General features: G+C 71.8%; 16 protein-coding genes. 9 read left to right on the plus strand and 7 right to left on the minus strand.

From position 1 onward, the window contains the following. The first annotated feature begins 32 nt into the window (after positions 1-32). The 3 genes from AW271_RS35395 to AW271_RS35405 are packed head-to-tail and all read left to right on the plus strand — an operon-like array spanning position 33 to position 3,186. Positions 33-818, plus strand: coding sequence for a phosphotransferase (locus AW271_RS35395; protein ID WP_062342248.1), 786 nt, complete (start codon positions 33-35; stop codon positions 816-818). Positions 819-835: 17 nt separating this feature from the next. Continuing rightward, on the plus strand, positions 836-1,723 hold the full coding sequence (locus AW271_RS35400; protein ID WP_062342250.1) for a cobalamin biosynthesis protein: 888 nt from the start codon (positions 836-838) through the stop codon (positions 1,721-1,723). Then, the gene (locus AW271_RS35405) at positions 1,720-3,186 is read left to right on the plus strand and encodes a cobyric acid synthase (protein WP_062342252.1); all 1,467 of its coding nucleotides are present in this window, start codon (positions 1,720-1,722) and stop codon (positions 3,184-3,186) included. Before AW271_RS35400 ends, AW271_RS35405 begins: the two co-directional genes overlap by 4 nt. A 129-nt stretch (positions 3,187-3,315) precedes the next feature. Here AW271_RS35405 and AW271_RS35410 read toward each other — a convergent pair whose 3' ends face one another. The 4 genes from AW271_RS35410 to AW271_RS35425 are packed head-to-tail and all read right to left on the minus strand — an operon-like array spanning position 3,316 to position 7,768. Further along, a complete protein-coding gene (locus tag AW271_RS35410; RefSeq protein ID WP_062342254.1) occupies positions 3,316-4,362 on the minus strand; it encodes a 1-acyl-sn-glycerol-3-phosphate acyltransferase in 1,047 nt (348 codons plus the stop codon). Between the two features lie 16 nt (positions 4,363-4,378). After that, positions 4,379-5,191, minus strand: a complete 813-nt coding sequence (locus AW271_RS35415) for a patatin-like phospholipase family protein (RefSeq protein WP_062342400.1) — start codon at positions 5,189-5,191, stop codon at positions 4,379-4,381. 14 nt (positions 5,192-5,205) lie between these two features. Beyond that, entirely contained in the window at positions 5,206-6,153 is a 948-nt protein-coding gene (locus AW271_RS35420; protein WP_062342255.1) for a quinone oxidoreductase family protein, read from the minus strand. Between the two features lie 10 nt (positions 6,154-6,163). Beyond that, on the minus strand, positions 6,164-7,768 hold the full coding sequence (locus tag AW271_RS35425; RefSeq protein WP_245653357.1) for a serine/threonine-protein kinase: 1,605 nt from the start codon (positions 7,766-7,768) through the stop codon (positions 6,164-6,166). Positions 7,769-7,926: 158 nt separating this feature from the next. On the opposite strand from AW271_RS35425, the gene AW271_RS35430 reads away from it, so the two are divergent. Genes AW271_RS35430 through AW271_RS35440 form a run of 4 tightly spaced genes read left to right on the plus strand, consistent with a single transcriptional unit; the run spans position 7,927 to position 12,283 of the window. Then, positions 7,927-8,181 carry a DUF6504 family protein gene (locus tag AW271_RS35430; RefSeq protein ID WP_062342257.1) on the plus strand — a complete coding sequence of 85 codons (255 nt, stop codon included), beginning with the start codon at positions 7,927-7,929 and terminating at the stop codon, positions 8,179-8,181. Beyond that, positions 8,181-11,561 (plus strand): DNA polymerase III subunit alpha, encoded by a 3,381-nt coding sequence (locus AW271_RS35435; RefSeq protein WP_062342258.1) that lies wholly within the window; start codon positions 8,181-8,183, stop codon positions 11,559-11,561. Before AW271_RS35430 ends, AW271_RS35435 begins: the two co-directional genes overlap by 1 nt. Positions 11,562-11,609: 48 nt before the next feature. After that, on the plus strand, positions 11,610-11,969 hold the full coding sequence (locus AW271_RS39180) for a type II toxin-antitoxin system RelE/ParE family toxin (protein ID WP_083977712.1): 360 nt from the start codon (positions 11,610-11,612) through the stop codon (positions 11,967-11,969). Then, on the plus strand, positions 11,966-12,283 hold the full coding sequence (locus AW271_RS35440; protein WP_062342259.1) for a helix-turn-helix domain-containing protein: 318 nt from the start codon (positions 11,966-11,968) through the stop codon (positions 12,281-12,283). The genes AW271_RS39180 and AW271_RS35440 overlap by 4 nt, the downstream gene beginning before the upstream one ends. On the opposite strand, the gene AW271_RS35445 is transcribed toward AW271_RS35440, so the two are convergent. Together AW271_RS35445 and AW271_RS35450 are read right to left on the minus strand one after the other, a co-directional pair. Continuing rightward, positions 12,247-12,852, minus strand: a complete 606-nt coding sequence (locus AW271_RS35445) for a hypothetical protein (RefSeq protein ID WP_218008258.1) — start codon at positions 12,850-12,852, stop codon at positions 12,247-12,249. The genes AW271_RS35440 and AW271_RS35445 overlap by 37 nt on opposite strands. Positions 12,853-12,914: 62 nt before the next feature. Continuing rightward, positions 12,915-13,547 carry a response regulator gene (locus AW271_RS35450; RefSeq protein WP_083974684.1) on the minus strand — a complete coding sequence of 211 codons (633 nt, stop codon included), beginning with the start codon at positions 13,545-13,547 and terminating at the stop codon, positions 12,915-12,917. 58 nt (positions 13,548-13,605) lie between these two features. Here AW271_RS35450 and AW271_RS38075 point away from each other — a divergent pair, with 58 nt between their 5' ends. Beyond that, complete coding sequence (locus AW271_RS38075; RefSeq protein WP_169806453.1) at positions 13,606-14,100, plus strand: RNA polymerase sigma factor; 495 nt, start codon at positions 13,606-13,608, stop codon at positions 14,098-14,100. After that, on the plus strand, positions 14,097-15,077 hold the full coding sequence (locus AW271_RS39185; protein WP_062342264.1) for a CU044_5270 family protein: 981 nt from the start codon (positions 14,097-14,099) through the stop codon (positions 15,075-15,077). Before AW271_RS38075 ends, AW271_RS39185 begins: the two co-directional genes overlap by 4 nt. Here AW271_RS39185 and AW271_RS35465 read toward each other — a convergent pair. Continuing rightward, complete coding sequence (locus tag AW271_RS35465; protein ID WP_062342266.1) at positions 15,074-16,066, minus strand: LLM class F420-dependent oxidoreductase; 993 nt, start codon at positions 16,064-16,066, stop codon at positions 15,074-15,076. The two genes, AW271_RS39185 and AW271_RS35465, sit on opposite strands and share 4 nt — an antisense overlap. Positions 16,067-16,075: the final 9 nt, after the last annotated feature.

Raw genomic sequence — 16,075 nt, forward strand, 5'->3', positions numbered from 1 at the left:
TCGCGTCTCGCTTTCCGCTACCCTCAGTCCGCATGTTCGTTGTGTCGCGGGCCGACGAAGTCCCGCTGTCCGGCGGCGACGTCACCGAGGGTGTGGTGCGGGTCGGTGACACGGTCCGCCGCCCGTTGAAGGCCACCTCGCCCGCCGTCCACACCCTGCTCCGGCATCTGGAGGCCGTCGGGTTCGACGGCGCGCCGCGCGTGCTCGGCATCGACGAGGTGGGGCGCGAGGTGCTGACCTTCGTGCCGGGCGACGTGCCGGGGCGGCCCTTTCCGGCCGGCGACGACGTGCTGGCCGAACTGGCCCGGCTGCAGCGGCGCTACCACGAGGCGGTGGCGGGGTTCCGCCCGGCGCCGGGCGCGGTCTGGGAGACCGGGTCGGCCGACGACGCCGAGCCCGAGGTCGTGGGGCACTGCGACGTCACCCCCGAGAACGTCGTCTTCCGCGACGGGCTGCCGGTGGCGCTGATCGACTTCGACATGGCGCGGCCGGTGTCGCGGCTGTTCGACGTGGTGACCACGTTGCGTCACTGGGCGCCGATCGCCGATCCGGTCGACCGCGACCAGCCCGGTCTCGACACCGGGCGGCGCGTCCGGGTCTTCGCCGACGCCTACGGGCTGACCGCCGCCGAGCGGTTGCGGCTGCTGCCCACCGCGCGGTTGCGTCTCGATCGTTCGTACGCCGCCATGAAGCGCAAGGCCGAGACCGACGGCGGCGGGTGGGCGGTCATGTGGGAGTCGGGCATCGGGCAGCGAATCCGGCGGGCGGCCGCGTGGCTTGATGCGAATGAGGATGATCTGCACCGTTTCCTCCAATAGGAGAGAATGCGTGCGTGATGGGGGAGGAAGCGCGGGGGATCGCGCTCGGGGTCGTTCTGGACGCATTGGTGGGAGATCCCCGGCGGGGACATCCCGTGGCGGTCTTCGGCACCGCCGCGACCGCGCTGGAACGGCGGGTCTATCGCGACTCGCGTACCCGTGGACTGCTCTTCACCGCGCTCTGCGTCGGCTCGGTGACCGCGCTGGGAGCGGTGCTGCCCAGGAGGACGGCGGTGGCCGCCGCCGCCACGTGGGCGGTTCTGGGGGGCACCACGCTGGCGCGTGAGGGCGCGAACATGGCCCGCCACCTGGCCGACGACGACATCGAGGCCGCCCGCCGCCGGTTGCCGCACCTCTGCGGGCGCGATCCGAGCAACCTCGGCGAGGCCGAACTGGCCCGCGCGACCGTCGAGTCGATCGCCGAGAACACCTCCGACGCCGTGGTCGCGCCGCTCTTCTGGGGCGCGGTCGCGGGCGTGCCGGGGCTGCTGGCCTACCGGGCGATCAACACGCTCGACGCGATGATCGGCCACCGTTCGCCCCGGTATGAGCGCTTCGGCTGGGCGGCCGCCCGCCTCGACGACGCCGCCAACTACGTGCCCGCCCGTCTGACGGGGTTGCTCACCGCGTTGTGCTCCGGTCGTCCCCGGGCCGCTCTCAGTTCCATGGTCCGGTACGGCTCCCGCCACCCCAGCCCCAACGCGGGCCAGTGCGAGGCGGCCTTCGCCGGAGCCCTGAACGTCACCCTCGGCGGCGTCAACGACTACGGCGGCCGCCTGGAACACCGCCCCGAACTGGGCGACGGGCCCCGGCCCGCGAAGCGGGACATCTCCCGGGCGGTGACGCTGGCCCGGCGGGTGGCCTGGGCGGCGGCGGCGCTCGCGGTGCTGGCGAGGCGGCGGTGAAGGGCGCGCTGCTGGTCGCCGGGACCACCTCCGACGCCGGGAAGAGCGTCGTCACCACCGGGATCTGCCGGTGGCTGGCCCGCCAGGGCGTACGGGTCGCGCCGTTCAAGGCGCAGAACATGTCGCTCAACTCCTTCGTCACCGCCGACGGCGCCGAGATCGGGCGGGCGCAGGCGACCCAGGCCGCCGCCTGCGGCATCGAGCCGACGGCCGACATGAACCCCGTGCTGCTCAAGCCGGGCAGCGACCGCCGCAGCCAGGTCGTGGTGAAGGGCCGGCCGCTGGCCGACGTCGACGCGCTGACGTACCCGGACCTGAAGCGGCACCTCAAATCGGTCGCGCTGGAGTCGCTGGCGCGGTTGCGGGCCGACTACGACGTCGTCGTGTGCGAGGGCGCGGGCAGCCCGGCCGAGATCAACCTGCGGGCCAACGACATCGCCAACATGGGGCTGGCGCGGGCGGCCGGCCTGCCGGTGATCGTCGTGGGCGACATCGACCGGGGCGGAGTGTTCGCCCACCTCTACGGCACCCTGGCGCTGCTGGAGCCCGAGGACCAGGCGCTGATCTCCGGGTTCGTGATCAACAAGTTCCGGGGCGCGGTCGAGTTGCTCGAACCGGGGCTCGACATGCTGCGCGGGCTGACCCACCGTGAGGTCTACGGCGTGCTGCCGTGGCTCGACGGGTTGTGGATGGACGTCGAGGACTCCCTCGCGCTCGACAACCGGCCCGCGACCGATTCCGGCGACGACGCCGTCAACGTCGTCGTGGTGAGGTATCCGCGCATCTCCAACTTCACCGACCTCGACGCCCTGGCGGCCGAACCCGGGGTGAACGTGCGGTTCGTCACCTCGCCGCGCGAGATCGCGGGCGCCGACCTGGTCGTGCTGCCCGGGTCGCGGGCCACGGTGAGCGACCTCGCCTGGCTGAGGGAACGCGGCATCGCCGACGCGCTGGTCCGGCGGCGGGGCCCGATCGTCGGCATCTGCGGCGGCTACCAGATGCTCGCCGAGACCATCCACGACGACGTCGAGTCGCGGCGGGGCACCGTGCCGGGGCTGGGCCTCCTGCCGGCCACAGTCCGGTTCGTGCCGGAAAAAGTGCTGGCCAGGCCGACGGGTGAGGCATACGGTCACCGCGTGGCCGCGTATGAGATCCACCACGGCGTCGTCACCCCCGCCCCGGGTGCCGAACCGTTCCTCGACGGGTGCCGCCGGGGCGACGTCTGGGGCACCACCTGGCACGGGGCCTTCGAGAACGACGGGTTCCGCCGCGCCTTCCTGGCGGAGGCCGGCCTGCCGGTCGACAGCGCCGTCGACTTCGCCGGGCTGCGCGAACAGCGCCTCGACGCCATCGGCGACCTGATCGAACACCACATGGACACCGGCGCGCTCAGGGAGCTGATCGAGGGGGGCGCGGGCGCGCCGAAGCCGGTCATCCCCCCGGGAGGCCCGGCGTGGTCGTGATCGCGGCGACGGCCGCCGTCGCCGCCGTCGGGCTGCTGGTGGGAATCGCCCTGCTCACCACCGCCCGCCGGCACCACAGGCGGCGGCCGCCGCACGACTGATCGCCGCACGGGCGCGCCGGGGTCCGCCTCAGGGCGCCCCGGTGTTCTCCGCCGTGGCCGCCTCCTTCTGGGCGCTGATCCACGTGTCGATGGCCGTCCACTGGTCGAAGAGCCAGGAGATCTGGGCCTCGCGCTCCCTCGGCACGTCCTCGGCCGCCCAGCGCCACCACTTCGCCGTGATGCGGGCCTCCTCGGGCAGGTGCCGCCACACGTCGCCGATGGTGATCAGGTCGTCGAGGCCGGTGTGCGCGACGAAGATCACGTCGGCCTCGGGGCAGGCGGTCATGGCCGCGATGGCGCCGTTGGGCCGCGGCGGCAGCAGGTGGGCGAGGCGTTCGGCGCGGGCCGCCTCGGCGCGCAGGCCGCGTTCACGCAGCCGCCTTATCGCCCGGAACCGGCGGGCCGGGGTGAAGTTGCCGCCCTCCGGGAAGATCACCAGGGCGTCGTCGGCGTCCATGTCGGCGGCCAGGCGGGAGATCTCGGCCACGATCCCGCTCTCGGCGGTCTTCTTCGGCACGAACGCGTTGGGCAGCCGGTTGATCACCACGTCGACCGACGGGTCGAACTGCAGGGCCGCCTTCATCACGATGCGCGGCCGCCGCTGGTAGCGGGCCAGCAGGTGGTAGACGAGCAGGAACGAGTCGCCGGGACCGGCGTGCCGCGACAACACGATGATCGGCCGGGTCAGCCGCCGGGCGATCTCCTCGCCGGTCAGCGCGGGCTCGTCTATGGTGACCGACAACCGGAAGATGGCCACCGCCGCGCCGTAGACGTTCGTCAGCAACCAGCGGATCAGGGCGTAGTGGCGCTCCTGGTGGCTGGCCTCGCTCAGGCGCCCCCCGAAGCCCGACGCCACCCACAACTCCAGGCTGGCGATCAGCGCCGCCGACTCCAGCGCGAGCCACACCACGGCGAACACCACCAGCCGCAGGCCCCGGCGGCGCGGCGGCGGCAGGCGCAGGCCGACGATGAAGCCGAAGACGAGCCACACCGGCAGAGTCAGGATCACGGCGACGGTCAGCACGATCACCAGCGGCGCGAAGATCAGCCGCCGGACGATCCGGGGAGGGAGCATGACCGGCCTCCTTAGCTCATAGGTCTGCCAGATAGGCGGCGGAGGCCTCGTAGGCGCGGCCCGCGTGGCGGGCGATCCGGGAGGCGTCGCGGTAGCGGAGGTCGGACAGGCCGGGACGGCCCCCGAAGGCCGCCGGCATCACGTGGACCTCGATGTCGTCGGACAACGAGGCCATCTCCTCGGCGAAGCGGTGCCGGCGGGCGATCTCGAAGGCGACCAGGCCGACCTCCCACGGCTTCGCGGGGGGTTCGAGCGGGCGCTCGATCCGGCCGACGTGCAGCACGAAGATGCGGGTCGCCCCCATGGCCACCGCGCGGCCGACCGGGATGCTGTGCACCAGCCCGCCGTCGACGAAGTGCTCACCGTCGATGCGCACCGGCGGCAGCAGCCCCGGCACCGCGCAGGAGGCGAGCACCGCGTCGGCCAGCGGGCCCTCGGTGAACCAGTGGGCGCGGGCCTTCTGGATCGACGCGGCGACACACTGGAAGGGCACCTCCAGCTCCGCGAACGTGTCGGGCAGATGGCCCCCCAGCAGGCGGCGCAGCGGGTCGATGGGGTGGAGGTGGGTGCCGGTCCGGGCCAGGGTGGACAGGCGGGTCATCCACGAACCGGCGAACGCGGTCCGCACGATGTGGGTGCTCCAGAGCTCGCTGAGCCGGTCGACGGCGTCGGCCGGGTTGGCCGCCAGGACGACCCCGTTCAGCGCCCCCACCGAGGTGCCGACGATGAGGTCGGGCTTGATCCCGGCCTCGGCGAGGGCACGCAGCATGCCCACCTCGTGGGCGCCGAGGACCCCGCCGCCGCCGAGTACGAACGCCGTCTGGTTCACGTCTTCCAACCTAGTCAAGGGATGAGGAGCAGTTTGCCGGTCGTCCGGCGGCCTTCCAGGTCGTCGTGGGCCTGCCGGGCCTCGGCCAGGGGGTAGCGGTTGTAGACCGCCACGTCGAGCGAGCCGTCGGCGACCCAGCCCAGCACGTCGTCGGCCCGTTCGAGCAGCTCGGCGCGGGTGGTGACGTAGTGGCCCAGGGTCGGGCGGGTCAGGAACAACGAGCCGGCCGCGTTCAGGCGCTGGGGGTCGAACGGGGGGACCGGGCCGCTGGCGGCGCCGAAGAGGGCCAGCACGCCCCGGGGGCGCAGGGCCGCCAGGGAGTCTTCGAAGGTGGCGGCGCCGACGCCGTCGTACACGACATGGCAACGTTTCTGGACGGCGGCGGCCACGTCGCCGTAGCGCAGCACCTCGTCGGCGCCGGCCGCGCGGGCCAGCTTCTCCTTGGCGTCGGAGGAGACGGTGGCGATGACGTGGGCGCCGCGCGTCTTGGCCATCTGGGTCAGCAGCAGGCCCATGCCCCCGGCGGCGGCGTGCACCAGCACGACGTCGCCCTCGCGCACCACGTGGGTCGCGTGGGTCAGGTAGTGGGCCGTCATGCCCTGGAGCAGCACCGCCGCCGCCAGGTCGAGGTCGAGGTGGTCGGGGACCGGCACCAGGCGGTCGGCCGGGACGAGCTGCTTCTCGGCATAGCTGCCGACGATGTTGGCCCAGGCCACCCGGTCGCCCTCGGCGACCTCGGTGACGCCGGGGCCGACGGCGACGACCGTGCCGGCGCCCTCGGAGCCCGGGACGAACGGGGTGGGCAGCGGATAGCGGCCCTCGCGGTAGTAGACGTCGATGAAGTTGACGCCGCTCGCGGCGACCTCGACCAGCGCCTGGCCCTCGCCGGGGACGGGGTCGGGCACCTCCGCGTGGTCGAGAGCCGAAGAGCCGCCTGGTGTGGTGACGATGATCGCGTGCATGGGGCCTGTCCTACCCGTCCAGTTGTCCTCTGAGTATGAAGTTGTCGAAGGCCAGCTTCATCGACGACTCCCCATCGGGCTGGACGCGGCCGATGGTGCCGATGTCTCCGGTGGGCAGGCCGTTGGTGTCGGTGGCCGACAACACCGGGTCGCCGTTCACCCACATGGTCAGCACGACCGACCTGCCCTCGCCGGGGTCGCAGGAGACGTACAGGTTGAACTTGTCGGTGAGCCCGTTGATGGCGCCGCTGGCGATGATGCCCCCGGAACCGCCGGCGACCCGGCGGATGCGGGCCTCGCTGGTGCTGGTCACCAGGAACTCGTAGCGGTTGTCCTTGTAGTCGTCCTTGGACGCGCGGCAGAAGAGGCCGTATTCGCCGCTGCCGACCAGGTCGGCGGTCTGGACGTCGACGCCGACGGTCAGCCCGAGCGGGGTGACAGGGGTCGGCGAGGGGCCGGGGCTCTCCGCCTGCTTCGCCACGAACGGGATCGGCGCGGGGGTGACGTTCTCGGGGTTCTCGGAGTTCAGGTCGACCGCGTAGGTGCCCTGCGGGGTGTAGCCGTAGCCGTAACCCGATTCGGGGTCGTAGGTGCCGGGCCAGTCGCCGTTGGTGGTGAAGTCCTCCAGGTAGAGGGTGGCCAGGTTCACCGGCGGGCCGCCCGGTCCGGCCAGGGCGCGCACCCCGATGACGCCGGCCGTCACCGCGACCGCCGCCGCGATGGCGACCCCGGCGATCAGCCGCCCCCGGCCGGCCGGGCGGCGGCGCAGCGGCGCGCTCTGCTTCCAGGTCTCGGTCACCGTGTGCTGGGCGATCTCCGGGCTGACCCGGCCGACCATGTTGTCGAGGAGCTGCTGGGCGCTCGGGCGGTTGCGCGGGTCCTTGTCGAGCGAGGCCCGCACCAGGTCGCGCATCTGCGGTTCGAGGTTGTCGAGCACCGGCTCGGAGTTGAGCACCTGGAAGATCACGGCGGGCAGCGCCTCGCCGTTGAACGGGGCCCGGCCGCTGGCCGCGAACGCCACCAGGCAGCCCCACGAGAACACGTCGCACGCGGGCGAGATCGCCTCGCCGCGCAGCACCTCGGGCGCCATGTAGCGGGGGGTGCCGACGAGCTCGCCGGTGTGGGTGACCCCGCCGAACGTGTCGAGCGCGCGGGCGATGCCGAAGTCGATCACCCGGGGGCCGACGGGGGACAGCAGCACGTTGGAGGGCTTGAGGTCGCGGTGGACGATGCCGGCGGCGTGGATGGCGGTGAGGGCGGTGGCCACGCCGACCGCCAGGGCCTCCAGGCTCGACCCGGTCAGCGGGCCCGACTTCTCCACGGCCTGTTCGAGGTTGGGGCCCTCGACGTATTCGGTGACGACGTAGAGCTGCTCGCCGTCGAGGTCGGCGGCGAGCACGGCGGCGGTGCAGAAGCGGCGCACCCGCTGGGCCGACTCGGCCTCGCGGCGGAACCTCACCCGGAAGTTCTCGTTCTGGCTGTACTCGGCGTTGATCACCTTCACGGCGACCTTCCGGCCGGCGTCGTCCTGGCCGAGGTAGACGGTGCCCATGCCGCCCCGGCCGAGACGGCCGGTGATGCGATAAGGCCCTATCTGCTGAGGTTCGTTCGCCACGACGACCAACCGTACAGAAACCAGGGGAAATGAACTACGTCATACCCTGACGTTCGAACTTGCGTTCAACGTCCTGAGAACATATGTTCGATACAGCACCGCCCGCCCTTCCCCCGGGTGGCGATCGCAGGCAACTGGGAGCCATCGGGAGAAGGTCCGTGAGCAGACTGTATGGCGATCCGATCGAGGTGTGGGTCCGCGACGGCCAGCCCGTCAGGTTCGTCTGGCGTGACCGGCTATATGTGGTCCGGCAGATCCTCGACCACTGGGTGGTGGCCCGGGAATGGTGGAAGACCTCCGCCACCGACCCCGGCGAACGCCGCTTCTGGCGGGTGGAGGCGCAGTCGGGCACCTACGAACTCCGCTACGACACCGCCACCGACGCGTGGCTGCTGCTGCGGGCGTGGGATTGATGGGACCGTTCCAGCACCTCCACGTCGCCTCCGCCTACTCGCTGCGCTACGGCTCCGCCTTCCCGCCGGCCCTGGTCGCCCGCGCGGCCGAGCACGGCATGGACGCCCTCGCGCTGACCGACCGCGACGGCCTCTACGGCGCGATCAAGCACGTCCGGGCCTGTCACGCGGCGGGCATCGGGGCCGTCGTCGGAGTGGATCTCGCGATGTCCGACGAGGACGACCGCATCGTCGTCCTGGCCAAGAGGGACGGCTGGGCCGACCTGTGCCGGCTGGTCACCGCCGCCCACTACGCGGGCGACCGCGGGCAGCCCCGCGTCACCATGGACCTGGTCGGCCGCCACGCCGCCGACGGCCGCCTGATCGTGCTGCTCGGCCCGCGCTCCGAGGTCGGCCGCGCGGTCGCGGCCCGCCGCGACCAGCAGGCCCGCGACCTGCTCCAGCGCTGGCGCGCGGCGGTGCCCGGCACGGCCGTGGAGATCGTCGACCTGTACGGCTACCGCGACGTCAACACCGCCACCCACCTGCTCGCCCTGGCCGACTCCCTCGGGCTGCCCGCGATCCTCACCAACGCGGTCCGCCACCTCGACCCGGCCGACTACCAGGTCGGCAACGTGCTCGACGCGGCCAGGAAACTCGTCCCGCTGCACGGCCGGCACGTCGAGTCCTCCTCGCACGCCTACCTGAAGAACGCCGAGGAGATGGGCCGCGTCGCCCTGCGCGTGTGCGGCGGCGACCGGGCGCGGGCCACCCGGCTGCTGGGCGTGACCCGGCGGGCGGCCGAGGCGTGCGTGCTCGACCCCGTCGAGGTCGTGCCGCTGATCGACGAGGTCGACCCGCGCCTGCACCTCCCGGAGATCGGCGGCGACCCGATCCCGCTGCTGCGCCACCGCTGCGAAGACGGCCTGCTCGACCGGGGCCTGAACCGGTCGCGGGAGGCGCGCGAGCGCCTGGCCGCCGAACTGGCCATCATCGAGAAGAAGCGCCTGTCGGGCTACTTCGTCGCGGTCGCCGGCATCACCGACATGATCCGCGGCATGGGCATCCGCTGCGCGATCCGGGGCTCGGGCGCCGGCAGCCTGGTCAACTACCTGATCAAGATCGGCGAGGTCAACCCGCTCGACCACGGCCTGCTGATGGAGCGCTTCCTGTCCGAGGGCCGCGTCGGGCTGCCCGACATCGACGTCGACGTCGAGTCGGCCCGCCGCCTCGACTGCTACCGGGCCATCCTCGACCGGTACGGGGAGTCGCGCGTCGCCTGCGTGTCGATGATGGAGACCTACCGGGCCCGCAGCGCCATCCGCGACGTGGGGGCCGCGATGGGCCTGCCGCCCCACGAGATCGACGCCATCGCCAAGGCGTTCCCGCATGTGCGCGCCAAGCAGATCCGCGCCGCCCTCGACGACCTGCCCGAACTGCGCGACAGCGGCCTGAACGACCGGGCCCTGGAGACGGTCTTCCGGCTGGCCGAACGCCTCGACGGCCTGCCCCGGCACATCGCGCTGCACCCGTGCGGCGTGCTGGTCGGGAACACGGGCCTGCGCGGCCGCACCCCGGTCGAGCGCAGCCTGCTGGAGTTCCCCATGTCGCAGTTCGACAAGGACGACGTCGAGGACGCCGGGCTGCTGAAGCTCGACGTCCTGGGGGTGCGCATGCAGTCGGCGCTGGCCTACGCGCTCACCGAGATCAAGCGGGTCGACGACGCCGACGTGGCCCTCGACGAGGTGCCGCACGACGACGCGGCGACGTACGACATGGTGCGCGAGAGCCGGACCATCGGCTGCTTCCAGATCGAGTCGCCCGGCCAGCGCGAACTCGTCGCCAAGCTCGAACCCCGCACCATGCACGACCTGATCGTGGACATCTCGCTGTTCCGCCCCGGCCCGGTCAACTCCGACATGGTGACCCCCTACCTGGAGTCGCGGCACGGCTTCCGCGCGGCCGTCTACCCCCACGCGGAACTGCGCGCCGCGCTGGCCGAGACCAACGGCGTCGTGGTCTTCCACGAACAGGTCCTGAGGATCGTCGACGTCATGACCGGCTGCGGCCTGTCCGAGGCCGAGAAGGTCCGCCGCTCGTTGTCCTCACCCGACGGCCGCACCCGGGTCAGGGCCTGGTGGGAGATGAACGTGCGCCCCGAGTTCGACGCCGCGACGGTCGAGGCGACCTGGCGCGTGCTCGACGCGTTCGGCGCCTTCGGCTTCTGCAAGGCCCACGCGGCGGCCTTCGCCCTGCCGACCTACCAGTCGGCCTGGCTGAAACGCCACCACACGGCCGCCTTCTTCGCCGGCGTGCTCACCCACGAACCGGGCATGTACCCCAACCGCGTCATCCTCGACGAGGCCCGCCAGTGCGGCGTGGAGGTCCTTCCCCTGGACGTCAACCGCTCCGCGCGCGACTGGCGTGTGGAGAAGGTCGGCCCGCCTTCCAGCGATCCGCCGCTCTTCGGCCAGGGGTACGGCCTGCGTGTCCCCTTCTCGGCCATCAAGGGCATCAGCGAGGCCGAGGTCGAACGCATGATCGCCGGCCAGCCGTACGTGTCGATGGCCGACTTCTGGGAGCGCGCCCGCCCGTCGCGGCCGGTGGCCGAACACGTCATCGAGGTCGGCGGCCTCGACGCCGTCCACGGCCTGCGCCCCGGCGAACCCCGCTGGCGCCCCGGCCGCCTCACCCGCCGCGACCTGATGGCCCAGGTGGGCGCCCTCGACCGGGCAGGCGGCCAGGGCTCGGGCCAGCTGCCCATGGCCTTCGCCGACCACGTGGCGCCCGGCGAACTCCCGGAGATGAGCGAGGCCGAAGCGGTCGAGGCCGAACTGAGCGTCCTCGGCATGGACGTCACCCGCCACGTGATCGCCTTCCACGACGACTTCCTCGACGCCCTCGGGGTGGTCCGCGCCCGCGACCTGCTCCGTCAACGCAACGGCGCGGAGATCCTGGTCGCCGGGGTGAAGGTGGCCACCCAGACCCCGGCCGTGCGGTCGGGCCAGCGCGTCATCTTCACGACCCTGGACGACTCGACGGGCCCCGTCGACCTGACGTTCTTCGAGTCGGTCCAGGCCCACACGGCGGCGACGGTGTTCGGCTCGTGGCTGATGGTGGCACGGGGGGTGATCCGGCGTACCGGCCGCCGGGGCATCTCGATGCGCGCCCTGCACGCCTGGAACCTGACCGACCTCGACCGCGTGTGGCGGACGCGGGGCATCGAAGCGGTCAGGGAGATCCTGGCCGACCGGCCGGAGGAGGGCCGCGGGGTCATCGGCGGCAAGAAGATCACCTACGAGAACGGGTACGAACTGTCGCCTTACGCGGACCTGGGGGTGAAGGAACCGCAGAGGGTGTTGTGGCACGCCAGCATGGGCAGCTCGGGCAAGGTCGCATAATCCACAGATCTGCCGCCATTGCGTAAGGTGATCGCTAAACTACCGTGGGTGTCGAATGATGAATGGGACATCTATGCGGTCAATGAGGTTCGTGAATGGATCTTCGCCCTCGATCGTGGGACCCGTAAGCGAGTGGTGGAAGCGATCGACATGCTCGCCGCTTGTGGCCCTGGGCTTGGGCGGCCGCTGGTTGACGTCATCTCTGGTTCGAGCCTCCGCAATCTCAAAGAACTCAGGCCGGGGACGGTACGTATCCTCTTCGTCTTCGATCCGTGGAGGGCATGCATCTTGTTGGTCGCTGGGGACAAATCGGGACAATGGAATGCGTGGTATGAAGAGGCCATCCCCCTGGCTGAGAAGCGTTACGAGACCTATTTGAGGGATCGCGAAGAGGAGCAGCGGCGATGAACGGATATGTGCGGTGGCAGGACATCCGGGCCGAACTGGTCGAAGGGGTGGGGGGAGAAGAAGCGGTGGCCCTGGGCAAGCAGCGGCTTCTCGCTGAAGTGCTCGGGCACCGGCTCGCTGAAATCCGCCAGTCGCGCGGGCTCTCCCGGGAACAGGTCGCCAACCGCATGGGGGTCACCGAAGACCGGATAGCCGAGATCGAGCAGGGCTCGATCTCCGGACATGATGTTCTCGTGCGCTATGCCGCCGCGCTCGGCGGGCGATACCACCAGTCGATCTACTTCGACGACGGGGACATCGCGGCGATCGCCTGACGGGGAAGGCGGAGCGGCGGGGACGAGACCTCCCAGACCGTCGCCGCGCACAGCAGCGCCGTCACGCCCGCCGCCGTCAGTTCGCGCACGCCCAGCCCCGTCAGGTTGGTGTGGGCGGCGTGGCTCTCGACGATCAGGGAGATCGTCGTCAGGCCGGCCACCCACCACGCGCTCACCAGCACGAGCCAGCGCAACCGTGAGTCCTTGGCGCGTTCCCGCCACGCCTGGTCGGCAAGGAGCACGGGCGCGACCAGGTTCACGAGGGGGATCAGCCACGCCGCCGTCGCGGTCAGTTTGCGGACGCCGGCCGCTGACGCGAGCCAGCTCAGGTAGGTCGCCGCGGCGGCCGCCGTCGTCACGACCACGCCCATCACCAGGACGGCGAAGACCGTCACGTCGCCGATGACCGCTTCGGCTCCCGGGGCCTTCGGGTCGCCGCCGAAGGCGGCGATCTGCAGGGCCAGGTCGTGGCCGCGGAGTTCCTCGAAGGTCACCAAGGCGGCGAGGGAGGCGATCTGGCTGGTCAGGGCGGCATAGACCCCGAACGCGGATTTCTGTGGCATGCGCACGGAACTCTCCCCCCGGTGTTACCTGACCCCTTCGTTTCCAGGGAGAACCTCCGCTAATCCGGTCAACTCACGACACCGGACTCCCAGGCCCACGCGGCCACCTCGACGCGGTTCCGCAGGCCCAGTTTGGTCTGGACGCTGGCCATGTGGGTCTTGACCGTCGACAACGAGACGAACAGCTCGGCCGCGACCTCCTGGTTGGTCCTGCCCCGGGCGACCAGCCGCACCACGTCGAGCTCCCGGTCGGTCAGCGATTCGGGCGGGCTGACCGGCTGGCGTGGACGGGCGAGGTGGGCGAGGAGCCGTACCGTGACCGAAGGGGAGACCAGCGCGTCGCCCGCCGCCGCCGCGCGGACCGCCTCGATGAGCAGGGCGGGGCCGCTGTCCTTCAGCAGGAAGCCGCAGGCTCCGGCGCGCAGCGCGCCGTAGACGTAGTCGTCGAGGTCGAACGTGGTGACGATGACCACGCGGAGCGGGTCGGGCACGCCCGGGCCGGCCAGCAGGCGGGTGACCTCGATGCCGTCGAGCTTGGGCATGCGGATGTCGAGCAGGCACACGTCGGGGCGCAGGCGGCGGGCCTCGGCGACGGCGGCCGCGCCGTCGGCCACGGTCGCCACGACCTCGATGTCGGGCTGCGCGTCGAGGATCATGCGGAAACCCGTGCGGACGAGCTCCTGGTCGTCGGCTATCAGCACCTTCACGCCCGAAATGATGTCATGTGTAATCCGGGCTCCACTGGCGGGACTACTGGGTGTGGACGATCCAGAGACACGATTCACCGACCTCTACGACCGGCACTACCGGGCCGTCCTCGGATACGCGTTGCTGCGCGCCGACCGGGCCGCGGCCGAGGACGTGGTGGGGGAGACCTTCCTGATCGCCTGGCGGCGGTTGGCCGACCTGCCGCCGGAGCCGCTGCCGTGGCTGCTCGGCGTGGCCAGGAACCTGCTCCGCAAACAGCGCGACTCGGGCATCCGGGCCGAACGGCTGCTCGCCTACCTGCCGGCCCGGGACAGTCCCGACGTCGCCGACCAGGTCACCGAGCGCGAGGCGGCGCTGATCGTGCTCGCCGCGATGGCGGAGGCCGACGCCGAGGCGCTGATCCTCACCAGCTGGTACGGCCTGACGCCCCGCGAGGCCGCCAAGATCGCCGGCTGCGCCGCCGGCACGTTCGCCGTCCGCCTGCACCGCGCGCGCCGCCGTCTCACCGAGGCCCTGCGGCCCCGAACCCTCCAGGAGCAATCATGATCGACGACCTCGTGCGGAGCCTGCGGCCCGACGACGTGACCGAAGAGTCCTACCAGGCCCGCCGGGCCGACGACCTGACCAGGGCGTTCGCCGAACAGCCCGCGCGGCGGCGCCGGAGCCCGCTGCTGGCGGCGTCGGGCCTGCTCGCGGCGGCCGCCGCCGCGTTCGTGGTGTTCGCGCCCTCGACGACGGTCCCGGTGAAGATTCCGCTGGAGACTCCGGTGGCGACCCCGGTGCTGACCGCGCGCAGCGTGCTGCTGGCGGGGGCCGAGACGCTGGAGCGCACACCGGCCGGCAAGGGGACGTACTGGCACGAGAAGGTCCGGACCTTCACGTCGCCCCTCGACGGCGTGGTCGTCGCGTCGACGGGCGAGACCTGGTACGACGGCCGCGACGGGAAGATCGGCGCTACCCGCGACGTGAAGACCACCTTCGCCGACGAGCGGGCCGAGAAGGTTTGGCGCGCCAAGGGCCGCCCCGGGCTTCCCGACGCCGGCGCGGAACGGTCGTTCGAGGGCATGGTGCTGGCCTGGGGGATCGGCACGAAGCAGGTCAGGCAGGCCGACCTGAAGAAGCTGCCCGCCGACCGCGCCGCCCTCCAGAAGTGGCTCGACGAGGCCCGCCCCACCGGCGAGGACGCGGGGTCGTTCACCTTCGCCGCCGCCCGGCACGTCCTGACCTCGCCCGCCTCCAACGCGGCCCGCGCCACGCTGCTGCGCATCCTCGCCGACCAGGACGGTCTCCGCCTGGACGACGACGCGACCGACCCCGTCGGCAGGCCCGGCCTGGCGATCACCGACGCGACCGGCGACCACACGCTCGTGGTCGACCCGGCCACCGCGAAACTGCTCGCCTACGTGTACGACGGCCCGGACGAGCGGCAGGTGGACAGCCCGCCGGGCACCACGATGATCCCGGCCCGGCACGGCACCGCCTACGCCTACCTGGAAACCGGCTGGGCCGACCTGCCCCGCTAGCCCACGAGATCGCGGACCGTCCGCAGTTCGTCCTCGGTCCGGGGGCCCATGACGAGCAGCGACGTCACCGGGCTGTCGCGCCACGGTTCCAGGCGTTCCCTGATCCGTCCCGGCGGGCCGATCAGGGAGATGCCGTCGGCCAGGTCGTCGGGGATGGCCGCGAAGGCCTCCTCGCGGCGTCCGTCGAGAAAGAGGGCCTGGATGCGGGCGGCCTCCTCGGCGAAGCCCATGCGGCCGATGATGTCGGCGTGGAAGTTCCGCTTGGACGACCCCATGCCGCCGATGTACAGGCTCAGCATCATCTTGACCACGTCGAGGCCCGCCCGCACGTCGTCGGTGATCAGCGTCATGACCATGGCGGCGACGTCGAAGTCCTTCGTACGGGCGGCGAGCGCGTCCCCGTACATGGACTCGATCTTCGACGGGACGGCGAACAGGGGCAACCAGCCCTGCCCGATCTCGGCGGCCAGCGCGACGTTCTTCGGGCCCTCGGCGCCCAGGTAGACCGGGATGTCGGGGCGCAGCGGGTGGGTGATCAGCTTGAGGGGTTTGCCCTGGGGGAGCGGCAGCGGGTAGTGCGGCCCGTCGTTTGTAACAGGTTCTGCCCGCCGCCAGATCTTCCGCATGATCTCGACGTACTCCCGGGTCCGCGCGAGGGGCCGGGCGAACGGGACGCCGTACCACCCCTCGACGACCTGCGGCCCCGACGCCCCGATCCCGAGCAGCAGCCGCCCGCCGGTGAGGTGGTCGAGCGTCATCGCGGTCATCGCGGTGGCGGCCGGTGTACGGGCGCTGAGCTGCACGACCGAGGTGCCCAGCTTGATGCGGGAGGTCCGGGCGCCATACCAGGCCAGCGGGGTGAAGGCGTCGCTGCCGTACGCCTCGGCCGTCCACACCGAGTCGTAGCCGAGCCGTTCTGCGGCCTGGACGAGAGCGGTCGCGTCGGAGGGGGTGCGCTGCCAGTAACCGAGGTTCAGACCCAGCTTCATAGCCCGAAA

It is taken from the genome of Herbidospora sakaeratensis (genome assembly GCF_001570525.1).
GTDB classification, from domain to species: domain Bacteria; phylum Actinomycetota; class Actinomycetes; order Streptosporangiales; family Streptosporangiaceae; genus Herbidospora; species Herbidospora sakaeratensis.